This window comes from Micromonospora sp. CNZ296, from assembly GCF_007827635.1.
Genome location: NZ_VISW01000015.1, coordinates 74,810 through 96,937, shown reverse-complemented (window position 1 = coordinate 96,937; position 22,128 = coordinate 74,810). Strand labels below are relative to the sequence as shown.

Sequence of the window (22,128 nt, the reverse complement as noted above, 5' to 3'; positions counted from 1 at the left end):
TCAGGTTGAGAACAACTCAATCTGAGAACAACTTAGCGCCGAAAAGAGGGGACGGCAAGTCCCCTCTTTCGCTCAGCGCACCGAGCCGACCAGATGCGGCCTTCCGTCCCGGGCGCTGTGCAGCGCGAAGTCCCAGCCCTCGCCGGTCGGCGAGGCGCTGAACGCGACAGTGGACGGCAACGGCACCGGCAGCTTGAACGACACGTCCACCGTGTACGCCTCGGGCAGCCGGGGCGCCAGCGCGGCCAGGCAGCGGGCCTTGCTCCACATGCCGTGCGCGATCGGGCGCGGGAAGCCGAACAGCCGCGCGCCCAGCTTCGAGGTGTGGATCGGGTTGTGGTCGCCGGAGACGCGCGCGTAGTCCGTACCCACCCGGGGCGTCACCCGCCACCGCGCCGAGGCGGCCGGCGGCGCCGGGCGGTCACCCCGATCGCGCCGCGGGCCGCCGCCCGCGGTGCGCTCCTTCCCGAGGTACGTGGACACGCCGCGCCACACCTCCTCGCCGCCGATCGAGCCGACCAGCACCACGTCGAGCTGGCGGCCCCGCTCGTGCGGGCGCAGGTTCTCCGCGTACGTGTGGAAGTCGACGCTCTCGCCGACCTCGACCGGGCGGTGCACGGTGATCCGGTTGGCCACGTGCACCACGCCGGTGAGCGGGATCGGGAAGCCCGGACCCGTCATCAGCCGCAGCGACAGCGGGAATCCGAGCACGTGCAGGTACGTCGCCGGCAGCCGGTCGGTCAGCCGGAACCCGCACACCCGGTCGTAGTCCGCCAGGTGCCGCTGATCCACAGCGACCCCCGAGACGCCCAGTTCAAGTCCCGGCACGTCCGCCCCGCGACGCCCCCCGACCCCCGGCACCACTCCCAGCAGCGCCCGCCGGTAGAGCGCCCCACTCGCAGGCAGCCGCGACAGTGCCACGCGCCGCCGCCCTTCCGGCCCCGCCGCTTCCCCCTCCCCTTCACCCCGTCGATCATGAAGTTGGCTGCCTTGTGGATCTCCAGAAGTGCCGTCAACTTCATGATCGTCGGAGGAGGGGCGGGCCTGGGTGGGGTGGGACTGGGGGTGGGACTGGGCCTGGGCGGCGGCTCGGGCTGCGGTCAGGTCCCGGGTGGGGCCCTCGATCAGGTCGTGCAGGCTCAGGTCGTCCTCGTGGTCCTTCGCCATCACGCCCCCAGCAGGCTCTGGCCGCAGACCCGGACCACGTTGCCGCTCACCGCGCCGGTCGCCGGCCAGGAGAGCCAGCCGATCGTCTCGGCCACGTCCACCGGCAGGCCGCCCTGGGCCATGCTGTTCATCCGGCGTCCCGCCTCGCGGATCGTCAGCGGGATGCGCGCGGTCAGCCGGGTCTCGATGAAGCCCGGCGCCACGGCGTTCAGGCTGATCCCGCGCTCGCGCAGCACCGGCGAGAGCGAGTCGACCAGGCCGATCACGCCGGCCTTGCTCGTCGCGTAGTTGGTCTGCCCCCGGTTGCCGGCGATCCCGGCGATCGACGAGACCGACACGATCCGGCCGCCGGCCGGGATCAGGTCGCGCTCCAGCAGTACGTCGTTGATCCGCTCCTGGCTGGACAGGTTCACGTCGATCACCGAGTCCCACCGGTCGGCGTCCATGCGGCCCAGCGTCTTGTCCCGGGTGATGCCCGCGTTGTGCACCACCACGTCGACCCGGCCGTGCCGGGACGCCAGATGCTCCGCCAGCCGCGTCGGCGCATCAGGCGCGGTCAGGTCGAGCTGCACCGCGCTGCCGCCGATGTCGTTCGCGACAGCGGCCAGCTCGTCCCCGGCCGCCGGGATGTCGAGCGCCACCACCTGGGCGCCGTCGCGGGCCAGCACCTTCGCCAGCGCCGCGCCGATGCCCCGGGCCGCGCCGGTCACCAGCACCACCTGCCCGGAAAGCGGCCGGTCCCAGTCGGCCGGCGCCACGGCGGTGCCGGTGCCGACGCGGACGACCTGGCCCGAGACGTACGCGGACCGGCCGGAGAGCAGGAACCGGAGCGTGGACTCCAGGCTCACCGGGGTGCCGGCGTCACCCTCGCGTGTCACGTAGACGAGCTGGGCGGTCACGCCCCGGCCGAACTCCTTGCCGATGCTGCGGGTCAGGCCCTCCAGCGCACGCTGGGCGGTAGCCTCCCGGGGGGAGCCGCACTCGGCCGGCGGGGTGCCCAGCACGATCACCCGGCCGCTGGGCAGCAGCGAGCGGGCCTGCGGGTGGAAGAAGTCGTAGAGCTGGCGCAGCCCGGCGGAGTCGGTGATGCCGCTGGCGTCGTACACCAGGGCCGCGAAGCGGCGGTCGGCGTCGTGGGCGGCGACCGGGTCGGCCAGCTCGACCCCGGCGGCGGTCAGGATCTTGCCGGCCGGCTCGGCGATCCGGCCGCCGGCCGAGGAGCCGAGCAGGACCGGCCCGGGAACGAGCGGGTCGCCCGGCGTGTGCCGGCGCAGTCGGGGCGGGTCGGGCAGCCCGAGGCGCTTGACCAGCGCGCGACCGGCCCCCGTCTGGACGAAGCTCGCGTACCTGTCGGTCATAGGCGTAGCCTACTGGCGAGTAGGGTTCGGGCAACAGTTTCGAGGGAGGCCGATCGTGCAGAGTGTCCGGCGGGTCGCGGTCATCGGGGGCAACCGCATCCCCTTCGCCCGGTCCAACTCGCGCTATGCGCACGCGTCGAACGCGGACATGCTCGGCGCGGCGCTCGACGGGCTGATCGCCCGGTTCGGGCTGGCCGGCGAGCGGGTCGGCGAGATGGTGGCCGGCGCGGTGCTCAAGCACTCCCGCGACTTCAACCTCACCCGTGAGGTGGTGCTCGGCTCCCGGCTCGACCCGCACACCCCCGCGTACGACATCCAGCAGGCCTGCGGAACCGGGCTGGAAGCGGCCATCCTGGTCGCCAACAAGATCGCCCTCGGGCAGATCGAGGTCGGCATCGCCGGCGGCGTCGACACCACCTCGGACGCGCCGCTCGCCGTCAACGAGGACATGCGGCGCACCCTGATCCAGCTCAACTCGGCCCGTACGCTCGGCGAACGGCTCAAGATCGCGGCGAAGCTGCGCCCGCACCAGCCGTTCAAGCCGGAGATCCCGCGCAACGCCGAGCCGCGTACCGGGCTGTCGATGGGTGAGCACGCGGCCCGCACCGCGCTGCGCTGGAACGTCGACCGGGCCGCGCAGGACGAACTCGCGCTGCGCTCGCACCAGCGGCTCGCCGCCGCGTACGACAAGGGGTTCTTCGACGACCTGATGACCCCCTACCTCGGGCTGACCCGCGACCAGAACCTGCGCCCGGACACCAGCCTGGAGAAGCTCGGCTCGCTCAAGCCGGTCTTCGGCGCCTCCGGCGCGGACGCCGAGCGGGCCACCATGACCGCCGGCAACTCCTCGCCGCTCACCGACGGCGCGTCCACTGTGCTGCTCGCCTCCGAGGAGTGGGCCAAGGCGCACAACCTGCCGGTGCTGGCCTGGTTCTCCTGGTCGGAGGCCGCCGCCGTCGACTTCGTGCACGGCGACGAGGGCCTGCTGATGGCCCCCGCGTACGCGGTGCCCCGGATGCTGGCCCGGGCCGGGCTGAGCCTCCAGGACTTCGACTTCTACGAGATCCACGAGGCGTTCGCCTCGCAGGTACTGGCGACGCTGGCGGCCTGGGAGTCACCGGAGTTCTGCAAGGAGCGCCTCGGCCTGGACGCCCCGCTCGGCTCGATCGATCGGGACAAGCTCAACGTCAACGGCTCGTCGCTGGCGGCCGGACACCCGTTCGCCGCCACCGGTGGCCGGATCGTCGCCACGCTGGCCAAGCTGCTGGATCAGAAGGGGAGCGGGCGCGGCCTGATCTCCATCTGCGCGGCCGGCGGGCAGGGCGTGACAGCGATCCTGGAGCGCTGACGAGGACGCCCGCCCGGTTCTGCGCCGGGCGGGCAACCCGCGTGCCGGCTCGTTCCGTCCCCTGGGCATGAGGCGAGCGAGGGGTGGCACTTCGTGACCGGGCGCGACGAGGAGTTCCGCGACTACGTGACCGCCCGGCTGGAGCCGCTGCGCCGGACGGCGTACCTGCTCTGCCGGGACTGGCACACGGCGGACGACCTGGTGTCGATCACGTTGAGCAAGCTCTACCGCAACTGGCGGCGGGCGCTCGGCGCGGACAACCTCGACGCGTACGTCCGGGGGATGCTCACCAACGCGTGGCTGGACGAGCGGCGCCGGCCGTGGCGGCGGGAGCGCAGCACCGACGAGGTGCCGGACCGGGCCGACCTGGCAGCCGGGGAGCCGTCGGTCGGTGAGCGGGAGATGCTGCTGGAGCTGCTGGGCCGGCTCGCGCCGCGCCGACGGGCGGTGGTGGTGCTCCGCTTCTACTGCGACCTGTCGGTCGAGGAGACCGCGCAGATCCTGGGCGTCAGCACCGGAACCGTGAAGAGTCAGGCCGCCCGTGCGCTGGAGACGCTGCGGCTGCTCGCCTCGCACCATTCGGCAGCGGAGAGCGGGAGGCAGAGATGACGTACCGGCAGATCTTCGACGAGGCGATCGGCGATGCGCCGCCGACGACGGTGGACGTGGACGCCCTGGTGGCGCGGGAGGGCCGGCGTCGGCGGCGAACGGTGGGGGCGTACGCCTCGGCGACCGCGGTGCTGGCCCTGGCGCTCGGCGTCGGCGTGGTCGTGCAGCCGGGGGCGTCCGGTGGTCCGGCGCCCGCCCACTCGGCCGCGTCCGCCGCCGCACGGACCGAGCCGGAGCGCCTGCGCGCGGCGATGCTCGCCGCGTTCCACCGGGAGGCACCGGACCTGCGGTGGGTGCAGGGCGCGTCGACCGGGGACCGCGAGACCTGGGACGGCCCGGTCACCGACGCGCCGCCGTGGTCGGTGCAGCGGTTGCAGTGGGAGTCCGCGACCGGCTGGTTGGCTGTGGGTGTCGCCGCTCGGGGCGAGGTCCGGTCGTACCTGAACATCAACGTGGGCCGGGTACGCCCCGGCCACACGTCGGGCCCGGACCGGTGCCGCCCCGGCGAGGTCACGTGCCGGTCCTTCACCGGCCCCGGGGGCGAGCTGGTGGTGGCGCACGACGCGGAGGGCAGGAACGTGGCGGGGCCGGTGACCAAGCGCACGGTCCTGCGTACCGTGACCGTCAAGCGGGCCGACGGTGCGTTCGTGTCGGTGCAGACGGTCTCGTCCACCGACCGGCACCTGATGACAGTCGAGGAGATGGCAGCGGTCGCGCTGGACCCGGAGATCCGGCTGGGCTGACGGTGTGTCCCGGTCCGGCCCGCCCACAGGCCGGACCGGGTACCGGCGTCGCCGGGACCGGCCCGGGCCTCATGAAAGACTGAGGTACGTGACGACGATCCCGAACGTGCTCGCCAACCGGTACGCCTCGCCCGAACTGGTCGCCCTCTGGTCACCGGAGGAGAAGGTCCGGATGGAGCGCCGGCTCTGGCTGGCGGTGCTCAAGGCCCAGCGTGATCTCGGCGTGCCGGTGCCGGACGGGGTGGTCGAGGCGTACGAGCGGGTGGTCGACCAGGTCGACCTGGCCTCGATCGCGGCGCGGGAGCGGGTCACCCGGCACGACGTGAAGGCCCGGATCGAGGAGTTCAGCGCGCTCGCCGGGCACGAGCACGTGCACAAGGGGATGACCTCCCGCGACCTCACCGAGAACGTCGAGCAGCTCCAGATCCGTGCCTCGCTGGAGCTGATCCGGGACCGGGTGGTCGCCACGCTGGCCCGGCTGGGCTGGCACGCGGGGGAGTACTCGGCCCTGGTGATGACCGGCCGGTCGCACAACGTCGCCGCGCAGGCCACCACGCTCGGCAAGCGCTTCGCGTCGGCGGCCGAGGAGCTGCTCATCGCGTACGAGCGGCTGGAGGATCTGATCGGCCGCTACCCGCTGCGCGGGATCAAGGGGCCGGTGGGCACCGCCGCCGACCAGCTCGACCTGTTCGACGGCGACGCCGCCAAGGTGGCCGAGCTGGAGCAGCGGGTGGCCGGGCACCTGGGCTTCCGCCGGGTGCTGGACAGCGTGGGCCAGGTCTACCCGCGCTCGCTGGACTTCGACGTGCTCTCCGCGCTGGCCCAGGTGGCCGCCGCGCCGTCGTCGCTCGCCACCACGATCCGGCTCATGGTGGGCCAGGAGCTGGTCACCGAGGGCTTCAAGCCGGGCCAGGTCGGCTCCAGCGCGATGCCGCACAAGATGAACACGCGCTCGTCGGAGCGGGTGAACGGCTTCGCGGTGATCATCCGGGGCTACCTGTCGATGGTCGGCGAGCTGGCCGGTGACCAGTGGAACGAGGGTGACGTCTCCTGCTCGGTGGTGCGCCGGGTAGCGCTGCCTGATGCGTTCTTCGCCGCCGACGGGCTGTTCCAGACGTTCCTCACCGTGCTGGACGAGTTCGGCCCGTACCCGGCGGTGATCAACCGGGAGCTGGAGCGCTTCCTGCCGTTCCTCGCCACCACGAAGATCCTGGTGGCGGCCGTGCGCCGGGGTGTGGGCCGGGAGGTCGCGCACGAGGTGATCAAGGAGCACGCGGTCGCCGTGGCGCTGGCGATGCGGGAGAAGGGCGCGGCCGAGAACGACCTGTTCGACCGCCTGGCCGCCGACGGCCGGCTGGGCCTGACCCGGGCCGAGATCGACACGCTGGTGGCCGACCGCAACGCCTTCGTCGGCGCCGCCACCGACCAGGTCGCCCGCGTGACCGCAAGAATCACCAGGGTCGTGGAGTCCCACCCCCAGGCGGCGACCTACTCCCCGCCCCCCATCCTCTGACGGCCCTGTTCTTCTGGTCGATCATGAGGTTGGCAGCACTCAGGGAGATCATTCCTGCCGTCAACTTCATGATCGACGCGGCAGGACAAGGGGGTCAGGGGCCGGTGGGGGTTTCGGCCGCGGAACTCAGGTTGGGGGCGCTCGCGGGCTCGGCGATGCCGCCGGGCGCGGAGGCGATCTCCGGCTCGTGAGCGGTCTCGGCCGCGATCGCCGGCTGGTCCGGCGGCATGACGTCCGGCATCTTCGGCGCGACGATCACCGCCGTGCCGTACGCGCAGATCTCCATCCACATCTCGCCGCAGTCGCGGCTGTCGAAGCGCATGCCGATCACCGCGTTCGCGCCCAGGCGGCGCGCCTCCTCGCCGAGGCGGGCCACCGAGTCGGTGCGCCACCGGGTCAGGTTGTCCGGCGCCATCGGGTCGTAGGCGCCACCGCGCAGGTTCTTGACCCCCTCGCGGTACGGGTTGCGGGTCCTCGCCATCGAGGAGACCACTTCGCCGAGGATCTGGCGGATCTCGTAGCCGGGCAGTTGATCCGTCGTCACGACCAGCACGCTTCCGATGCTGTCAGTCCCCGGCCGGGTGGTTCGCGAGCCGTGTTCAGCTGATCGGATGCTGAAAAACGGCGCGGCGCGGACGGCCGGGCCGCACCCGACCGATCCGCGCCGCATCGGCATCAACCGTCAGACACCGGCCGTCGAGGTGATCCAGGCCCGGTTGTACGCAACACTGCCGTAGTTCTGGATGCTCTGGCCGTCGGCGGTGGAGGCGACGCCGACCTGCCGGCCGTTGTAGAACTGCGGGCCGCCCGAGTCGCCCCGCCACGCGTTGCCGTTGACCCGGGTGCTCCGGATCGCCTGGCCGCCGTACGCGTCGGTGACGCTGGTGCTGGTCACCCGGACGCTGGCGGTCTTGAGCTGGGGCGACGCGCCGCAGCCGCTGTAGCAGGTCATGCCCCAGCCGTAGATGGTGTTGGTCGAGCCGACCGGCGGGTTGCTGCTGGCCAGCGAGACGGCGGAGGTGCTGACCGTGCTGGACAGGCGCAGCAGGGCCAGGTCGTAGCGGGTGTAGGAGGCGCTCACGGTGCGGGTCACGCCGCCCGAGGCGTAGTAGACGCTGCCGACCCGGACGGACATGGTGCCGCTGACGCAGTGCCGGGCGGTGAGCACCCACTGGGGCGCGATCACGCTGCCGGAGCACGTGAACGAGCCGTTGCTGAAGACGGCGGCGGCCCACGGCGCCGACGAGACGGTGCCGCCGCCGATGATCGGCTGGGGGCCGGCCGGCGCGGCGGTGGCGCCGGAGGCGGTGGCCAGGACGCCGGCCAGCGCGGTGGTCAGCACGGCGAGCAGGGGACGGAGGCGCATGTCGGGGCTCCTTCTGCGCGGACGCCCGGGGTTGCCGGGCAGGGGGTGACACCCGCCGGATGGGGTGGGCCGGCGAGGGACGTCGATCTAACTCATCGACATCTGACGATGCATGCTACGGCCGTGACACCCTCTGTCACAAGGTGCGGATCGAATCGCGCCGATGGCGTGACGCGCGCCGCGTGCCGCGCGGGCGCGCTGTCGGATACCGGTCGAAGGTGGGGTGTTTCGCGGCAGAATGCCTGGTAGGAGGTGGTGCCAGGGGGCGTCCACAAGCACGGAGCGCAACGAATTCGCATCGGCGCCGCAACGAACGGGCAACGGTGCCCGTCCGGTGCCGCCGGTGGGGCCGATCGGTGCCGGAACTGCCCCCGGCCGGTGCGGGCCGGGCGGTATCTGCCAGGTAGGCTGGCTCCGCTCGCCCGATTGTTGGGCCGGCACCCAACTGCGTACACAGTCAGGAGTGCCCAGTGCCTCGCGTCGTAGTCGACGTCATGCTCAAGCCCGAGATCCTCGATCCGCAGGGCCAGGCCGTCGCAAACGCGCTGCCCCGCCTCGGCGTCAGTGACGTCGCCTCGGTTCGGATCGGCAGGCGGATCGAGATCGAGTTCACCGGCGAACCGGACCTGGACCGGGCCCGGGAGATCGCCGACAAGCTGCTGGCCAACCCGGTCATCGAGGACTTCACCGTCCACGTGGTCACCGCCGACGAGACCGCGGGCGCGCAGTCGTGACCGCCCGGGTCGGTGTGGTCACCTTCCCCGGCTCGCTCGACGACGGGGACGCGGCCCGGGCCGTACGGATCGCCGGCGCCGAGGTGGTCCGGCTCTGGCACGGCGACCCGGACCTGCACGGGGTGGACGCTGTCGTCCTGCCCGGCGGCTTCTCCTACGGCGACTACCTGCGCTGCGGCGCCATCGCCCGGTTCGCACCGGTGATGGAGACGATCGTCCAGGCCGCGCGCGGTGGCCTGCCGGTGCTCGGCATCTGCAACGGCTTCCAGATCCTCTGCGAGGCCCATCTGCTGCCCGGGGCGCTCACCCGCAACCAGCACCTGCACTTCCGCAACCGGGACCAGGTCCTGCGGATCGAGAGCACCGGCACCGCCTGGACGAACGCGTTCCAGCCGGGCCAGGAGGTGCTCGTCCCGGTCAAGAACGGCGAGGGCTGCTACGTCGCCGACCCCGCGACGCTCGATCGGCTGGAGGGCGAGGGCCGCGTCGTCGCCCGCTACGTCGGCGGCAACCCCAACGGATCGCAGCGCGACATCGCCGCGATCACCAACGAGGCCGGCAACGTCGTCGGCATCATGCCGCACCCCGAGCACGCGGTGGAGGCGCTCACCGGCCCCTCCCTGGACGGCCTCGGCTTCTTCACCTCGGTGCTCAAGCATCTGGTGGGAGCGCCGGCGTGATGGTGGCCGGGAACATCGGTCGGCCCACCCGCCGCACCGGCGGCGAGCGCAGCAAGGAGACGTCATGACCACCCATCCGGACCCGGCCCTGCGCGAGCCGCAGGGCGTGGTGCCGCAGGCCGGCCCGACCGACGACTGGGCGCTGGGCGTGGACACCGTTCCCCGGGCCGCCGACTCGCCGGAGGAGCTTCAGCCGTACGCCGAGCTGGGCCTCCGCGACGACGAGTACGACCGGATCCGGCACATCCTCGGCCGCCGGCCCACCCAGGCCGAGCTGGCCATGTACTCGATCATGTGGAGCGAGCACTGCTCCTACAAGTCGAGCAAGGTGCACCTGCGCCAGTTCGGCGAGAAGGCGCCGCCGAGTGACCGGCTGCTCGCCGGCATCGGGGAGAACGCCGGCGTGGTCCGGGTCTCCGACGAGCTGGCGGTGACCTTCAAGGTCGAGTCGCACAACCACCCGAGCTTCGTCGAGCCGTACCAGGGCGCGGCGACCGGCGTCGGCGGCATCGTCCGCGACATCCTCGCCATGGGCGCCCGCCCGGTCGCCGTGATGGACCCGCTGCGCTTCGGCGCGGCCGACCACCCGGACACCGCCCGGGTGCTGCCCGGCGTGGTCGCCGGCGTCGGCGGCTACGGCAACTGCCTGGGCCTGCCCAACATCGGCGGCGAGGTCGTCTTCGACCCCTGCTACCAGGGCAACCCGCTGGTCAACGCGCTCTGCCTGGGCGTGCTGCCGGTCGACCGGCTGCAGAAGAAGGACGCCACCGGCCCCGGCAACATCGTGGTGCTGATGGGCGCCAAGACCGGCCGCGACGGCATCGGCGGAGTGTCCGTGCTCGCCAGCGCCACCTTCGACGAGGGCAGCGAGCAGCGCCGCCCGTCCGTGCAGGTGGGCGACCCCTTCATGGAGAAGCTGCTCATCGAGGCCTGCCTGGAGCTGTACGACGCCGAACTGGTCGTCGGCATCCAGGACCTCGGCGGCGCCGGCCTGACCTGCGCCCTCACCGAGACCGCCGCCTCCGCCGGCACCGGCATGCGGGTCTGGCTGGAGCGCGTGCCGCTGCGCGAGCCGTCGATGGAGCCGCACGAGATCCTGGCCAGCGAGTCCCAGGAGCGGATGCTGCTCGTCGTCTCGCCGGACAAGCTCGACGCCGTGCTGAAGACCGCCGAGAAGTGGGGCGTCTGGGCCACCGCCATCGGCGAGGTCACCGCGCCGTCGGCGGACGGCCAGCCGGGCCGCCTGGTCGTCACCTGGCGCGACCAGCTCGTGGTGGACGTGCCGCCGGGCTCGCTCGTCGATGACGGCCCGGTGTACGCCCGGCCGATGCGCGAGCCGGCCGACCTGATCCTGCTCCAGGCCGACCGCGCCGAGACGCTGCCCCGGCCGAGCACCCCGGAGGCGCTCCGGGAGACCGTGCTGCGCATGATCGCGTCGCCGAACCTGGCCGACAAGACCTGGGTGACCGAGCAGTACGACAGGTACGTGCTCGGCAACACCGTGCTCGCCCAGCCGGAGGACTCCGGCGTGATCCGGATCGACGAGCGCAGCGGCCTGGGTGTCGCGCTCTCCGTCGACGGCAACGGCCGGTACGCCCGCCTCGACCCGTACCACGGGACGAAGCTGGCGCTGGCCGAGGCGTACCGGAACGTGGCGGTGACCGGCGCGAAGCCGATCGCGGTGACCAACTGCCTGAACTTCGGCTCGCCGGAGGACCCGGGCGTGATGTGGCAGTTCGCCGAGGCCGTGCGCGGCCTGGCGGACGGCTGCCTGGAGCTGGGCATCCCGGTGACCGGCGGCAACGTCAGCTTCTACAACCAGACCGGCGCCGCCGCCATCCACCCGACCCCGGTGGTCGGCGTGCTGGGCGTGCTCGACGACGTCGCCGACCGGGTGCCGATAGGCTTCGTGCCGCGTCCGGCCGGCGACCACGACCAGCTCTTCCTGCTGGGCGAGACGCACGTCGAGCTGTCCGGCTCGGAGTGGGCCTGGGTGACGCACGAGCACCTGGGCGGCATCCCGCCGCAGGTCGACCTGGCCCGCGAGCGGCAGCTCGCCGAACTGCTGGCCGAGGCGGCCCGGGTCGGGCACCTCAGCTCCGCGCACGACCTGTCCGACGGCGGCCTGGCGCAGAGCCTGGTCGAGTCGGCTCTGCGCCGCGGCGTGGGCGCCCGGGTCGTGGTGCCGGAGCACTTCGCCGGTGGCTCGATGCCGTTCGTGTTCCTGTTCAGCGAGTCCGCCGGCCGCGTGCTGGTGTCGGTGCCGCGCGGCCACGAGAAGGCGTTCACCGCCCTCTGCGCCGAGCGCGGCGTGCCGTGGGAGTTCATCGGCGTCACCGACCCGGCCTCCGGCGGGCTGGAGGTGCACGGCCAGTTCCGGATCGGCCTGGACGAGCTGCGCGAGGCGCACACCGGTACGCTCCCGCGGCTGTTCGGTGCCGCCGAGGCGGCCCGCGTGGAGGTGGAGGCGACCCGTACCGGGACCACCACTGTGCTTCCGGCCACCGCCGAGCAGCCGGTCGGCGTGGACCCGGCCGCTGTCGACGCCGAGCCGATCGCCAAGGCCGGCCGGGACGCTCCGGCGGCCGACGCCGAGGCGTCCGCACCCGCCGCCGCGGCGGAGCCCGAGGCGTCCGCTGCGGCGTCCGACGAGGCCGAGCCGGCCGAGGGTACGGCGACACCGGCAGTCGACGGAAACCCGGCCCAGGACGAGTCGGCGCCCGCCGACGGGTCCGACGCTCCGGCTCCCGGTGAGCCGGCGCCGGGTCAGCGCTGAGGCGCTGGCCTTGGCCGTCTTCGCCCAACCCGGCGCCGGTGCCCGGTTCGACTGGGGACTGACCGGGGCGGCGGAACTCGGCCGGGTCTGTGCCGCCCTGGTGGTGGTGGACGTGCTGTCGTTCACCACCGCCGTGGAGGTTGCGGTGAGCCGCGGCATGCGGGTGCACCCGTTCCCGTGGGGCGAGCAGGCTGCCGACTACGCCCGCCGGGTGGGGGCCGTGGCCGCTGTGGGCCGCCGGAAGACGACGACCGAACACCCGTGGTCGCTGTCCCCGGCGGCGCTGCGGGCCGCGCCGGTCGTCGCCGACCTGGTGCTGCCGTCACCCAACGGTTCGGCGATCAGCGCCGCTGCGAGCGCCACCGGAGTGCCGGTGGTCGCGGCGTGCCTGCGTAACGCACCCGCCGTCGGGCGCTGGCTGCGCGCCGAGGGGTACGGCTCGAAGGACGCACCCGTGGGCGTGGTGGCGGCCGGGGAGCGCTGGCCCGACGGGTCGCTCCGGCCGTGCGTGGAGGACCAGCTCGGTGCGGCCTGCGTGCTCGACGCGCTCGCCGATGTGCCAGGCGGGCTCTCGGTGGAGGCCGCGATGGCGCTCGCCGCGCTGGCGAGCACGCCGGACGTGCCGGCAGCGGTCCGGGGATGCGTCTCCGGGCGGGAACTCGCCGAGGGCGGCTTCGCCGAGGACGTCACGGTCGCGACCGAGGTGGGCGTCTCCGACGTGGTGCCGGTGCTCCGCCAGGGCTACTTCGCCCCCGCCTGAGCACCGCTTCTGCTCCCGTCCTGCGGGGCCCGCTGACGACTGTGGCCGCCCGCTGTTCGCGGGCGGCCACAGTTCTCACGTCTGGTGTCTGTCAGTCGTCCAGCCAGTCGAGGCGTCGTCCGCTCCGGTCCGCCTGCCCGTCCGGGCGGGCGCGACCCGCCTGCGCCGGGTCGTTGGAGTAGCCGTTGTCGTAGCCGCCCCCGCGCTGCTGCGGCGGCTCCTGGCCGTAACCGCCCTGCTGGCCGTAACCGCCCTGCGGGTTCTGACCGTAGCCCTCGCCGTATCCGCCGCCCTGCTGGCCGTAGCCGCCGGACTGGTGACCGCCGTCGTAACCGCCACCGGCGTTGCCGTAGCCGCCGGCCGGCGCGTCGCCGTATCCGCCCTGCTGACGAGCGCTGTCGTAGCCACCTGTCGCGCCGCTGTCGTAACCCCCGGCGCCCTTGTCGTAGCCACCCTGGGACCGGCTGTCGTAGCCGCCGGCGGGGTTGTCGTAGCCGCCCGCGGGCGCATCGCCGTATCCGCCCTGCTGCCGGGTGCTGTCGTAGCCGCCGGCCGGGGCGTCGCCGTAGCCACCGGCAGGGGCATTGTCGTACCCGCCGGTCGGTGCGTCGCCGTAGCCGCCGCCCGCCGCGCGACCGCCGCCGTAGGCCGGGGCGTCGCCGTACCCGCCGGTCGGGTTGTCGCCGTAGCCACCGCCCGCGGCGTTGCCGTAGGCGCCGGTGGGCTCGCCGTATCCGCCCTGCTGGCGGGTGCTGTCGTAGCCGCCGGTCGCGCCGTTGTCGTAGCCGCCCGACGCGGCGCCGTAGCCACCGGCCGCGCCGTAAGCGTCGCCCTGCTCCGGGCCACGGCCGTACGGGGCCGAGCCGGCCTGGTCGTAGCCGCCGCGGTCCTGCTCCGGCTGGTAGGTGCTGGTGGGGTACGGGTCGGCCGCCGGTGCGTACTGCGTGCTGTCACCGGTGTAGCGGCCGGTGGGCTCGTCGAAGCGCTCGTTGCCGTAGCCACCGCCCTGGGCCGCGTAGCCGGCTGCCCCAGCAGCGGCACCTGCGGCATAGTCCGGGTTGCCGTAGCCGGCACCGGAGGAGGGTCCGTTGCCGTAGCCGCCGCCCGAGGAGGGCGCGTTGCCGTAGCCGCCCGCGCCGCCGTAACCGCCCTGGCCCGCTGCGTCGTCGCCGTAGCCGTAGCCGCCCTGGCCGCCGCCCGCGCCGTACGCCGGGCCGGGCGGCGCGCCGTACGGGTCCGGCGGGACGTCGTCCACGACCGGCCGCTGGAGCATGGTGGGGGCGTCGCTGATCGAGGGGCCGCCGACCATCGTCGCGGCCGGGGCGCCCATGCCGTTCACCACGCGGGTCTGGTCGTCGGTGCCGTGGTACGCGCCCCGGGCCGCCGGGATCGCACCGGCCGCGCCGGGACCACCCGGACCGGCCGGTCCACCCGGACCGTCGCCATCGCCGTCGTCGCCCTCGTTCTTGCGGCGCATGTAGAGCAGCACGATGGTGCCCACGCCGACGGCGACGAACAGGCCGCCGAGCAGGATGAGCAGCCAGGAGCCGAAGCCGCCGGAGTCCTCGTTCGCGGCCGGCTGCTGCGCGGCGGGCGCCTCGGCCGACGGGGTGTCGGTCGCCTCCTCGTCGAGCGGCTCCTCGGACGGCGGGGCGGACTCACTCGCCGACGGGGTGGCGCTCGGGCTCGCCGACGCCTTCACCTGGATGCTGAGCCGGACACCGGTCACCGACTGGCCGGCGTTCGCGTTGATCGACCGGGCGACCGGCGATGCGCCGTCGGTGGAGGCGCCGAGGTCGATCCGGCCGGGCGCGATCGGGTTGGACTCGGAGCCGCTGAAGCTGAAGTTGCCGTTACCACTGGTGTTGGTGCGGCGTTCCTTGCCCGCGCTGTCGCGGAGCATGACGAGGGCGCCCTCGATCGGATCGCCGTCGGCGTTTACCACCTTGCCCGAGACCGTCTTGACGGTCTGCGGCTGCTGCGGCGCCTCCGGACCACGCACCGTCATGTTCCGCGAGTCGCCAGCCTGGTCGCCGCCGGCCCGAGCGGAGACCCGGACCTGTCCTGCCTTGTTGGCACCGGGCGCGAGGTTGTCGGCGACGAGCGTCACGTTGAAGGTCGCTGACTCACCGTTCCCGATGGATCGGGCGGGGATCCGGCACTCGCCCTGACACTTCAGTCCGTCGAACGTTTCGACATTGATGCTGAAGATGCTCGTCGAGTCGTTGTTGTTCTTGACGGTGAAGCTCATGGCGGTCTGCTGACCGCTTGACAGGGAGTCTGTCGACAGGCTGGTGATCTGCACGTCTGGGTTCGCCGCGAGGGCGGGAGCTGCGGGGACGGTGAGCAGGGCGCCGAAGACCAGCGCTACGACCACACCGGCCCGCTGCTTCCAGGCACGTCGGTGTGTTGACACGTCCACCGCCTTCCGGGTCTGATCCCCCCGTCGGCCGCTCGGCCGAGGTTGATCACTCACGGTACGAATAACGCCGTCGGCAACTATGCCTTGTCTGACCGGATCATCTCTACCCAGGGCCGCCGTCGGGCGGCCTTCTGCCGGGTCGTATCGTCCCGTCGTGTCCTCTCCGCACGCTTATTCCGAAGCGGTACGCGCCGCACTGGTGGCGCTGGACGAGGGGCGTACGCCCGAACGGCCGGTGCTCCGGGAGGCGGTCCGGACGCTCTTGGCTGCCCTCGCGGATCGCGCCCCCGGCCGATCGGTGGAGGTGCGCGTCCCACCCTACGGTGCGGTCCAGTGCGTGAGTGGTCCACGACACACCCGTGGTACGCCGCCGAACGTGGTGGAGATGGACCCGCCGACCTGGCTGGCGGTCGCCACCGGACGCCAGGGATGGGCGGAAACGGTCACTGAGGGTCGCATCCGGGTTTCCGGGAACCGGGCTGACCTCTCCCCGTACCTCCCGATTTAGGCGTCGAGCAGGGCAAACCCTGCTCACGCTGAGCGGACGCTTCGTGACTGTCGGTGTCGACTGCTGGTCGCGTACACTGAGAGCCGACGACGGTCCCGGCCCATGCGTGCGGAGCTGCCCCCCTGACTCCGCCAGGCCAGTCCAGACCCCACTGCGAGGGAGCGGCAGGTGCCCCGAGGCGATGGCCGGCTGAGCCACGACCTTGACCCCCAGCGACCCGGCCCACAGGACGCGTGCGGCGTCTTCGGCGTCTGGGCGCCGGGTGAAGAGGTCGCCAACCTCACCTACTTCGGGCTCTACGCCCTCCAGCACCGCGGTCAGGAGGCCGCGGGCATCGCGGTGAGTGACGGCTCCGGTGTCGTGGTCTACAAGGACCTCGGCCTGGTCGCCCAGGTGTTCGACGAGCCGACGCTGGCGAGCCTGCGCGGCCACGTCGCGATCGGGCACGCACGCTACTCCACCACCGGCGGCTCGACCTGGGAGAACGCCCAGCCGACCATCCGTGCCACGACCGCCGGCACCACGATCGCGCTGGCGCACAACGGCAACCTGGTCAACACCGCCGAGTTGCAGCGCGAGGCGGCCGTGCGGGGGCTCGACTCGGACGGCTCGACGAACGACACCTCGCTGGTCACCATGCTGCTGGCGAGTCGGCCCGACCTGTCGGTCGAGGCGGCCGCGCTGGAGGTGCTGCCGCAGCTGCGCGGCGCGTTCAGCTTCGTCTTCATGGACGAGTCGACGCTCTACGCGGCGCGGGACGCGCACGGCGTACGCCCGCTGGTGCTCGGCCGGCTCGAACGCGGCTGGGTGGTGGCGAGCGAGACCGCCGCGCTGGACATCGTCGGCGCGAGCGTGGTGCGCGAGGTCGAGCCGGGCGAGCTGATCGCCATCGACGAGAACGGGCTGCGTTCCAGCCGGTTCGCCTCGCCCGAGCCCAAGGGCTGCCTCTTCGAGTACGTGTACATCGCCCGGCCGGACGCCACCATCGCCGGCCGCAACGTGCACGCCGCGCGGGTGCAGATCGGCCGCCAGCTCGCCAAGGAGCATCCGGTCGAGGCCGACCTGGTGATCCCGGTGCCGGAGTCCGGCACGCCGGCCGCGATCGGCTACGCCGAGGAATCAGGCATCACCTACGGCCAGGGCCTGATGAAGAACCCGTACGTCGGGCGCACGTTCATCCAGCCCTCGCAGACGCTGCGCGCGCTCGGCGTCCGGCTGAAGCTGAACCCGCTGCGGCAGAACGTACGCGGCAAGCGCCTGGTGGTGGTGGACGACTCGATCGTTCGGGGCACCACCCAGCGGGCGATCGTCCGGCTGCTGCGCGAGGCGGGCGCGCTGGAGGTCCACGTCCGGATCTCCTCGCCGCCGGTGAGCTGGCCCTGTTTCTACGGCATCGACTTCGCCACCCGCGCCGAGCTGCTCGCCAACGGGCTCGACAACGACGGCATCCGGCGGTCCATCGGTGCCGACTCGCTCGGTTACGTATCGCTGCCCGGTCTCATCGCCGCGACCGAGCAGCCGAAGAGCCGGCTCTGCCGGGCGTGCTTCGATGGGGAGTACCCCATCGAACTGCCGGCCGGGAACCTGATCGGCAAGCACGTGCTCGAAGGAGTGGGACGCCGGGTCGCCGCCGAGGCGGCCGGGCCGACCGGTCCGCTCGTCGCCACACCGACCCACCACCCGTAGCACCACCGACGCGGGTCCGGCCGCTCCGGGCCCGCGGGAACCACAAAGGGGAGAACCGTGACGCACGTGTCCGAGCGCAGCGGCGCAGGATCCAGCCCGACGGGCGCCGGCGGCGACCGCCAGCCCTGGTCGGCGGGTTCCGGCCGGACGCAGCGCAAACGCTCGGTCTCGTACGCCGACGCCGGGGTGTCGATCGAGGCGGGCGACCGCGCGGTCGAGCTGCTCAAGTCGAAGGTCAAGGAGACCCGGCGCCCCGAGGTCATGGGTGACCTGGGCGGCTTCGCCGGCCTGTTCCGGCTGGACACGAAGAAGTACAAGAACCCGATCCTGGCCTCCTCGACCGACGGCGTGGGCACCAAGCTGGTGATCGCCCAGCAGCTCGACATCCACGACACGGTCGGCATCGACCTGGTCGCCATGGTCGTCGACGACCTGGTGGCCTGCGGCGCCGAGCCGCTGTTCCTGCTCGACTACATCGCCACCGGCGAGGTCGTGCCGGACAAGGTCGCCGAGATCGGCGCGGGCATCGCGGACGGCTGCCGGTACGCCGGCTGCGCGCTGCTGGGTGGCGAGACCGCCGAGCACCCGGGCGTGCTGCGCCCCGACGAGTACGACATCTCGGCCACGGGCGTCGGCGTGGTGGAGGAGAGCGAGATCCTCAGCCCGGAGCGCGTCGAGGTGGGCGACGTGGTGATCGCCATGCGCTCGTCCGGCCTGCACTCGAACGGCTACTCCCTGGTCCGGCACGTGCTGCTCGGCGCCGGCCGGATGCGGCTGGACGTGGTGATCGACGACTTCGGCCGCCAGCGGACGCTCGGCGAGGAGCTGCTCACCCCGACCAAGATCTACGCACAGGACTGCCTCAAGCTGATCGCCGAGGCCGAGGTGCGGGCGCTGGCCCACGTCACCGGCGGCGGCATCCCCGGCAATCTGGTCCGGGTGCTGCCCGAGCACGTCGACGCCGTGGTGAACCGCTCCACCTGGAAGCCGCAGCCGATCTTCGACCTGATCCAGTCCAAGGGCCGGATCGAGGACCCGGAGATGGAGGCGACCTTCAACATGGGCGTCGGCATGTTCGCGATCGTCTCCGCCGAGGACGCCGACCGCGCGCTGGCCACCCTGACCGGCCGGGGCGTGGACGCCTGGCAGGCCGGCGAGATCATCGAGGGGTCCGGCAACGTGCAGATGGTCGGGCAGCACACCCGAGGCTGATCACCCTGCGCCGATCGGCCGGGCACTTTATCGGGGGTTCACCCGAGCGGTCGCCGCGGCCTAGCCTGGAGGTTCGGTTTTCAGGCAGGCGGGGGAGGTGCTGATGGCTGCGCGCACGCCCGGAGGGATGCGGGGCATCTCTGCCGTCCCGTCGTACGTGGTGATGCAGCCGACGACGCTGTGCAACCTCGACTGCGCCTACTGCTACCTCCCCTTCCGGGCGGTCGACAGGCGGATGCCGGTGGCCGTCGCCGAGGCGGTGGCGGCGTCGGTGAACCCGTGGGCGGCGGGCGGTCGATTCTCCGTGGTCTGGCACGGAGGGGAGCCGCTCGCTGCGGGCCGGGAGCACCTGGCCGCGCTGCTGGCGCCGTTCGGGCCCGACGTCGAGCACCACGTGCAGACGAACGCCACCCTGATCGACGACGCCTGGTGCGCGTTCTTCGCCGAGCACCGGGTGCGGGTCAGCATCAGCGTGGACGGGCCGCGGGCGCGCAACGGCGAGCGGGTCACCCGGGGCGGGCGGCCCGCGTACGACCGGATCGTGGCGGGTGTGGCGGCGCTGCGCCGCCACGGCCTGCCGTTCTCGGCGCTCGCGGTGGTCTCGCGGCCGGAACCGGGCCTGGCGACCGAGCTGTACGACTACTTCCTCGACCTGGGCTGCGACGTGCTCGGCGTCAACATCGAGGAGACCGAGGGCGTCAACACCCGGACGAACGCGCGCGACGAGGGTGCGGTCACCGGGTTCTGGGCGGAGCTGGTGGCGGCCTGGCGCCGGGATCCCCGGATCCACCTGCGTGAGGTGGAGTGGTCGCTGCGGTACGCGGGCGCGGTCCTGGCCGGCACCGCCGACGACCTGCTGCCCCGGAGCCTCGACCCGATCCCGACGGTCGGGCACGACGGCTCGGTGGTGGTGCTCTCGCCGGAGCTGGCCGGCTTCACCGACCCCCGGTACGGCGACTTCGCCAGCGGGAACGTGCTGACCACGCCGCTGGGCGACATCCTCGCGGGCGCGGCCGGTACGCCGTGGGTGGGCGAGTTCCTCACCGGCGTGGAGGCGTGCCGGGCGTCCTGCGCGTACTTCGGGTTCTGTGGCGGCGGGCACGCCGCCAACCGCTACTTCGAGCTGGGGCGTTTCGACGGTACGGAGACCGAGCACTGCCGTAACAGCAAGATCCGCCTACTGGAGGGAGTGTTGGAGCATGCCCGAGACCATCAGTGACACCGACCGGGAGGCGGTCGCCGACCGGGTGCGGGACGCCGCTGCGGGGCTTACCGCTCTGCTTCGGGAGGCGGAGGCGGCGCGGCTGCTGCGGGCGGAGGTGTCGGGCGGCGACGGCGCCGACGCGGTGTGCGCGTGGAACCACTTCGAGAACATCCCGACGTTCTACAACTGGAACAACCGGCCACGCTGAGGGAACGGTTCCGCGATCAAGGACCTGCCGGCGCGTCGGAGCGGGCGCCCCGGAGCGCCGGCAGGTCCCTGATCGTCGGTCGTACGCCGGCTCAGCAGAGCACATGCGTGAGCACGCGGGGGTTACCGCGTGCTCAGATGTGACCGGAGGTCAGCGGGTCGGACGAGCCCAGGTGTCCGGGTCGTCGTCCGCGTGGTCCTCGTCATCGTCGTCGACATACTCTTTGTAGTCGTCGTCGAAGTTGTGCTCAGACTTTCCACTACCCGCCAGTTCGCGCTGCAAGGCGGTTAGGTCGGTGTTCGGGGAGTGGTACTTCAACTCCCGGGCCACCTTCGTCTGCTTGGCCTTAGCACGGCCGCGCCCCATGGCTCGACCCCCTCGCACAGAATGCGGGGCAGCCCGAAGGCGGGCCCCGATGACGTCAGGCATCTCTCGTGGCTCTTACGGTACATGGGGATGCCATCGTTCGGCACCTCGGGTCACCGTCGACCGGACCTGCGCGTCGCAGTGGTCCAGCCGTCACAAAGTGTACCGGGTAAGGGGTAAGCCCCGGGGCTGGCCGTGACACCGGACATACCGGTACTAACGAGCCCGAGAATCAGCTTAACGCGCACCGCCTCCGGGGGTGGAGCGCCGCCCCGCCCCCGGAGGTGAGCTTCACCGCAGATGGATCGTGCGCAGCCGGCCGACCTCGGCCATCCGCCGCTCGGCGAGCCGGTCCGCGGCGACCGCCGGCGGCACGCCCTCGTCGTCGGCGAGCTGGAGGATCTGCCGGGTGGTGTCGAAGATCCGGGTCGCGCGCAGCTTGGCCCGGTCGAAGTTGAAGCCCTCGATCTCGTCGGCCACCTGGATCACGCCACCGGCGTTCACCACGTAGTCCGGCGCGTAGAGGATGCCCCGGTCCGCGAGCACCTTCTCGATGCCCGGGTGGGCGAGCTGGTTGTTCGCCGCCCCGGTGACCACCTTCGCCCGCAGCACCGGCACGGTGTCGTCGTTCAGCGCGCCGCCGAGCGCGCACGGGGCGTACACGTCGATGTCGGAGGTGACCAGCGCCTCGGTGTCGTCGACCAGGGTGACCTGCGGGTGGGTGGTGCGCGCCCACTCCAGGGCGCGCGGGCTGACGTCGGTCGCCACGACCTCGGCGCCGTCGTCGAGCAGGTGGGCGGTCAGGTACTTGCCGACCTTGCCCAGCCCGGCCACGCCGACCCGGCGGCCGGCCAGCGTCGGGCTGCCCCAGACGTGCTCGGCGGCGGCCCGCATGCCCTGGAACACGCCCCAGGCGGTGAGGATCGAGGAGTCGCCCGCGCCGCCGTGCTCCACGCTGCGGCCGGTCACGTAGCGGGTCTCCCGGGCGATCACGTCCATGTCCGCCACGTAGGTGCCCACGTCGCAGGCGGTGTAGTAGCGGCCGTTCAGCGCCTCGACGAAGCGGCCGTACGCGCGCAGCAGCGCCTCGCTCTTGATCTGCTCGGGGTCACCCCAGATGACCGCCTTGCCGCCACCGAGGTCGAGGTTCGCCAGGGCGTTCTTGTAGGCCATGCCGCGGGAGAGGTCGAGCACGTCGGCGAGGGCCTCGGCCTCGCTGGCGTACGGGTAGAACCGGGTGCCGCCGAGCGCGGGGCCCAGCGCGGTCGAGTAGATCCCGATGATCGCCTTCAGGCCGGACTGCTTGTCCTGGCAGAACACGACCTGCTCATGCCCCGTGGAGACGGGGTCGTCGGTACTGGCGAATACGCCCATGGCTGACTCCTGTGTCGGTGTGCGCCCTTGTGGGGCGCGGAACCCGGGTGGCACGCCGGCGGGATGCTGCCGGTGTCGTTGAGCCTAATATCGG

20 protein-coding genes are annotated in these 22,128 nt (G+C 72.6%); 13 read left to right on the top strand and 7 right to left on the bottom strand.

Annotation, left to right across the window (positions count from 1 at the left end; genetic code table 11):
• Positions 1–72: 72 nt before the first annotated feature.
• Both FB455_RS23890 and FB455_RS23885 read right to left on the bottom strand, forming a co-directional pair.
• On the bottom strand, positions 73–1,167 hold the full coding sequence (locus FB455_RS23890; RefSeq protein ID WP_256092882.1) for a MaoC/PaaZ C-terminal domain-containing protein: 1,095 nt from the start codon (positions 1,165–1,167) through the stop codon (positions 73–75).
• A complete protein-coding gene (locus FB455_RS23885; protein WP_071097212.1) occupies positions 1,167–2,525 on the bottom strand; it encodes a 3-oxoacyl-ACP reductase in 1,359 nt (452 codons plus the stop codon). The genes FB455_RS23890 and FB455_RS23885 overlap by 1 nt, the downstream gene beginning before the upstream one ends.
• 55 nt (positions 2,526–2,580) lie before the next feature.
• On the opposite strand from FB455_RS23885, the gene FB455_RS23880 reads away from it, so the two are divergent.
• The 4 genes from FB455_RS23880 (at position 2,581) to purB (ending at position 6,738) form a co-directional block, all read left to right on the top strand.
• Positions 2,581–3,873 (top strand): acetyl-CoA C-acetyltransferase, encoded by a 1,293-nt coding sequence (locus tag FB455_RS23880; protein WP_047894675.1) that lies wholly within the window; start codon positions 2,581–2,583, stop codon positions 3,871–3,873.
• Between the two features lie 93 nt (positions 3,874–3,966).
• Positions 3,967–4,482 carry a SigE family RNA polymerase sigma factor gene (locus FB455_RS23875; RefSeq protein ID WP_013283415.1) on the top strand — a complete coding sequence of 172 codons (516 nt, stop codon included), beginning with the start codon at positions 3,967–3,969 and terminating at the stop codon, positions 4,480–4,482.
• The gene (locus tag FB455_RS23870; protein ID WP_145754999.1) at positions 4,479–5,225 is read left to right on the top strand and encodes a hypothetical protein; all 747 of its coding nucleotides are present in this window, start codon (positions 4,479–4,481) and stop codon (positions 5,223–5,225) included. Before FB455_RS23875 ends, FB455_RS23870 begins: the two co-directional genes overlap by 4 nt.
• Before the next feature lie 88 nt (positions 5,226–5,313).
• Positions 5,314–6,738, top strand: coding sequence for an adenylosuccinate lyase (gene purB, locus FB455_RS23865; protein ID WP_145754998.1), 1,425 nt, complete (start codon positions 5,314–5,316; stop codon positions 6,736–6,738).
• 94 nt (positions 6,739–6,832) lie between these two features.
• Here the strand turns inward: purB and FB455_RS23860 are convergent, their stop codons facing one another.
• Both FB455_RS23860 and FB455_RS23855 read right to left on the bottom strand, forming a co-directional pair.
• On the bottom strand, positions 6,833–7,408 hold the full coding sequence (locus tag FB455_RS23860) for a YbjQ family protein (protein WP_174361687.1): 576 nt from the start codon (positions 7,406–7,408) through the stop codon (positions 6,833–6,835).
• 12 nt (positions 7,409–7,420) lie between these two features.
• The gene (locus FB455_RS23855) at positions 7,421–8,104 is read right to left on the bottom strand and encodes a S1 family peptidase (protein ID WP_013473438.1); all 684 of its coding nucleotides are present in this window, start codon (positions 8,102–8,104) and stop codon (positions 7,421–7,423) included.
• Between the two features lie 470 nt (positions 8,105–8,574).
• Here FB455_RS23855 and purS point away from each other — a divergent pair, with 470 nt between their 5' ends.
• From purS to FB455_RS23835, 4 genes are all read left to right on the top strand, one after another.
• Positions 8,575–8,838, top strand: a complete 264-nt coding sequence (gene purS / locus FB455_RS23850; protein ID WP_013283420.1) for a phosphoribosylformylglycinamidine synthase subunit PurS — start codon at positions 8,575–8,577, stop codon at positions 8,836–8,838.
• Entirely contained in the window at positions 8,835–9,518 is a 684-nt protein-coding gene (gene purQ / locus FB455_RS23845) for a phosphoribosylformylglycinamidine synthase subunit PurQ (protein ID WP_145754997.1), read from the top strand. The genes purS and purQ overlap by 4 nt, the downstream gene beginning before the upstream one ends.
• Before the next feature lie 64 nt (positions 9,519–9,582).
• Positions 9,583–12,294, top strand: a complete 2,712-nt coding sequence (purL, locus tag FB455_RS23840) for a phosphoribosylformylglycinamidine synthase subunit PurL (RefSeq protein WP_145754996.1) — start codon at positions 9,583–9,585, stop codon at positions 12,292–12,294.
• Between the two features lie 10 nt (positions 12,295–12,304).
• Positions 12,305–13,054, top strand: coding sequence for a 2-phosphosulfolactate phosphatase (locus tag FB455_RS23835; RefSeq protein WP_030273407.1), 750 nt, complete (start codon positions 12,305–12,307; stop codon positions 13,052–13,054).
• Between the two features lie 91 nt (positions 13,055–13,145).
• Here FB455_RS23835 and FB455_RS23830 read toward each other — a convergent pair whose 3' ends face one another.
• Positions 13,146–15,470 carry a carboxypeptidase-like regulatory domain-containing protein gene (locus FB455_RS23830; protein WP_030273409.1) on the bottom strand — a complete coding sequence of 775 codons (2,325 nt, stop codon included), beginning with the start codon at positions 15,468–15,470 and terminating at the stop codon, positions 13,146–13,148.
• Positions 15,471–15,630: 160 nt separating this feature from the next.
• On the opposite strand from FB455_RS23830, the gene FB455_RS23825 reads away from it, so the two are divergent.
• The 5 genes from FB455_RS23825 (at position 15,631) to amcA (ending at position 20,294) form a co-directional block, all read left to right on the top strand.
• On the top strand, positions 15,631–15,984 hold the full coding sequence (locus FB455_RS23825; protein WP_041798746.1) for a sterol carrier family protein: 354 nt from the start codon (positions 15,631–15,633) through the stop codon (positions 15,982–15,984).
• 168 nt (positions 15,985–16,152) lie between these two features.
• The gene (gene purF / locus FB455_RS23820; protein WP_013283425.1) at positions 16,153–17,670 is read left to right on the top strand and encodes an amidophosphoribosyltransferase; all 1,518 of its coding nucleotides are present in this window, start codon (positions 16,153–16,155) and stop codon (positions 17,668–17,670) included.
• A 57-nt stretch (positions 17,671–17,727) separates the two neighbouring features.
• Positions 17,728–18,882, top strand: coding sequence for a phosphoribosylformylglycinamidine cyclo-ligase (purM, locus tag FB455_RS23815; RefSeq protein ID WP_013283426.1), 1,155 nt, complete (start codon positions 17,728–17,730; stop codon positions 18,880–18,882).
• Positions 18,883–19,009: 127 nt separating this feature from the next.
• Positions 19,010–20,101, top strand: coding sequence for a cyclophane-forming radical SAM peptide maturase AmcB (gene amcB, locus FB455_RS23810; RefSeq protein ID WP_174361756.1), 1,092 nt, complete (start codon positions 19,010–19,012; stop codon positions 20,099–20,101).
• On the top strand, positions 20,082–20,294 hold the full coding sequence (amcA, locus tag FB455_RS23805; RefSeq protein WP_013283428.1) for a multiple cyclophane-containing RiPP AmcA: 213 nt from the start codon (positions 20,082–20,084) through the stop codon (positions 20,292–20,294). The genes amcB and amcA overlap by 20 nt, the downstream gene beginning before the upstream one ends.
• A 150-nt stretch (positions 20,295–20,444) precedes the next feature.
• Here amcA and FB455_RS23800 read toward each other — a convergent pair whose 3' ends face one another.
• The gene (locus FB455_RS23800) at positions 20,445–20,660 is read right to left on the bottom strand and encodes a DUF3073 domain-containing protein (RefSeq protein WP_013283429.1); all 216 of its coding nucleotides are present in this window, start codon (positions 20,658–20,660) and stop codon (positions 20,445–20,447) included.
• Between the two features lie 291 nt (positions 20,661–20,951).
• Positions 20,952–22,034: a Glu/Leu/Phe/Val family dehydrogenase gene (locus tag FB455_RS23795; RefSeq protein WP_030273411.1), complete on the bottom strand. Its 1,083-nt coding sequence runs from the start codon at positions 22,032–22,034 to the stop codon at positions 20,952–20,954.
• Between the last annotated feature and the right edge of the window lie 94 nt (positions 22,035–22,128).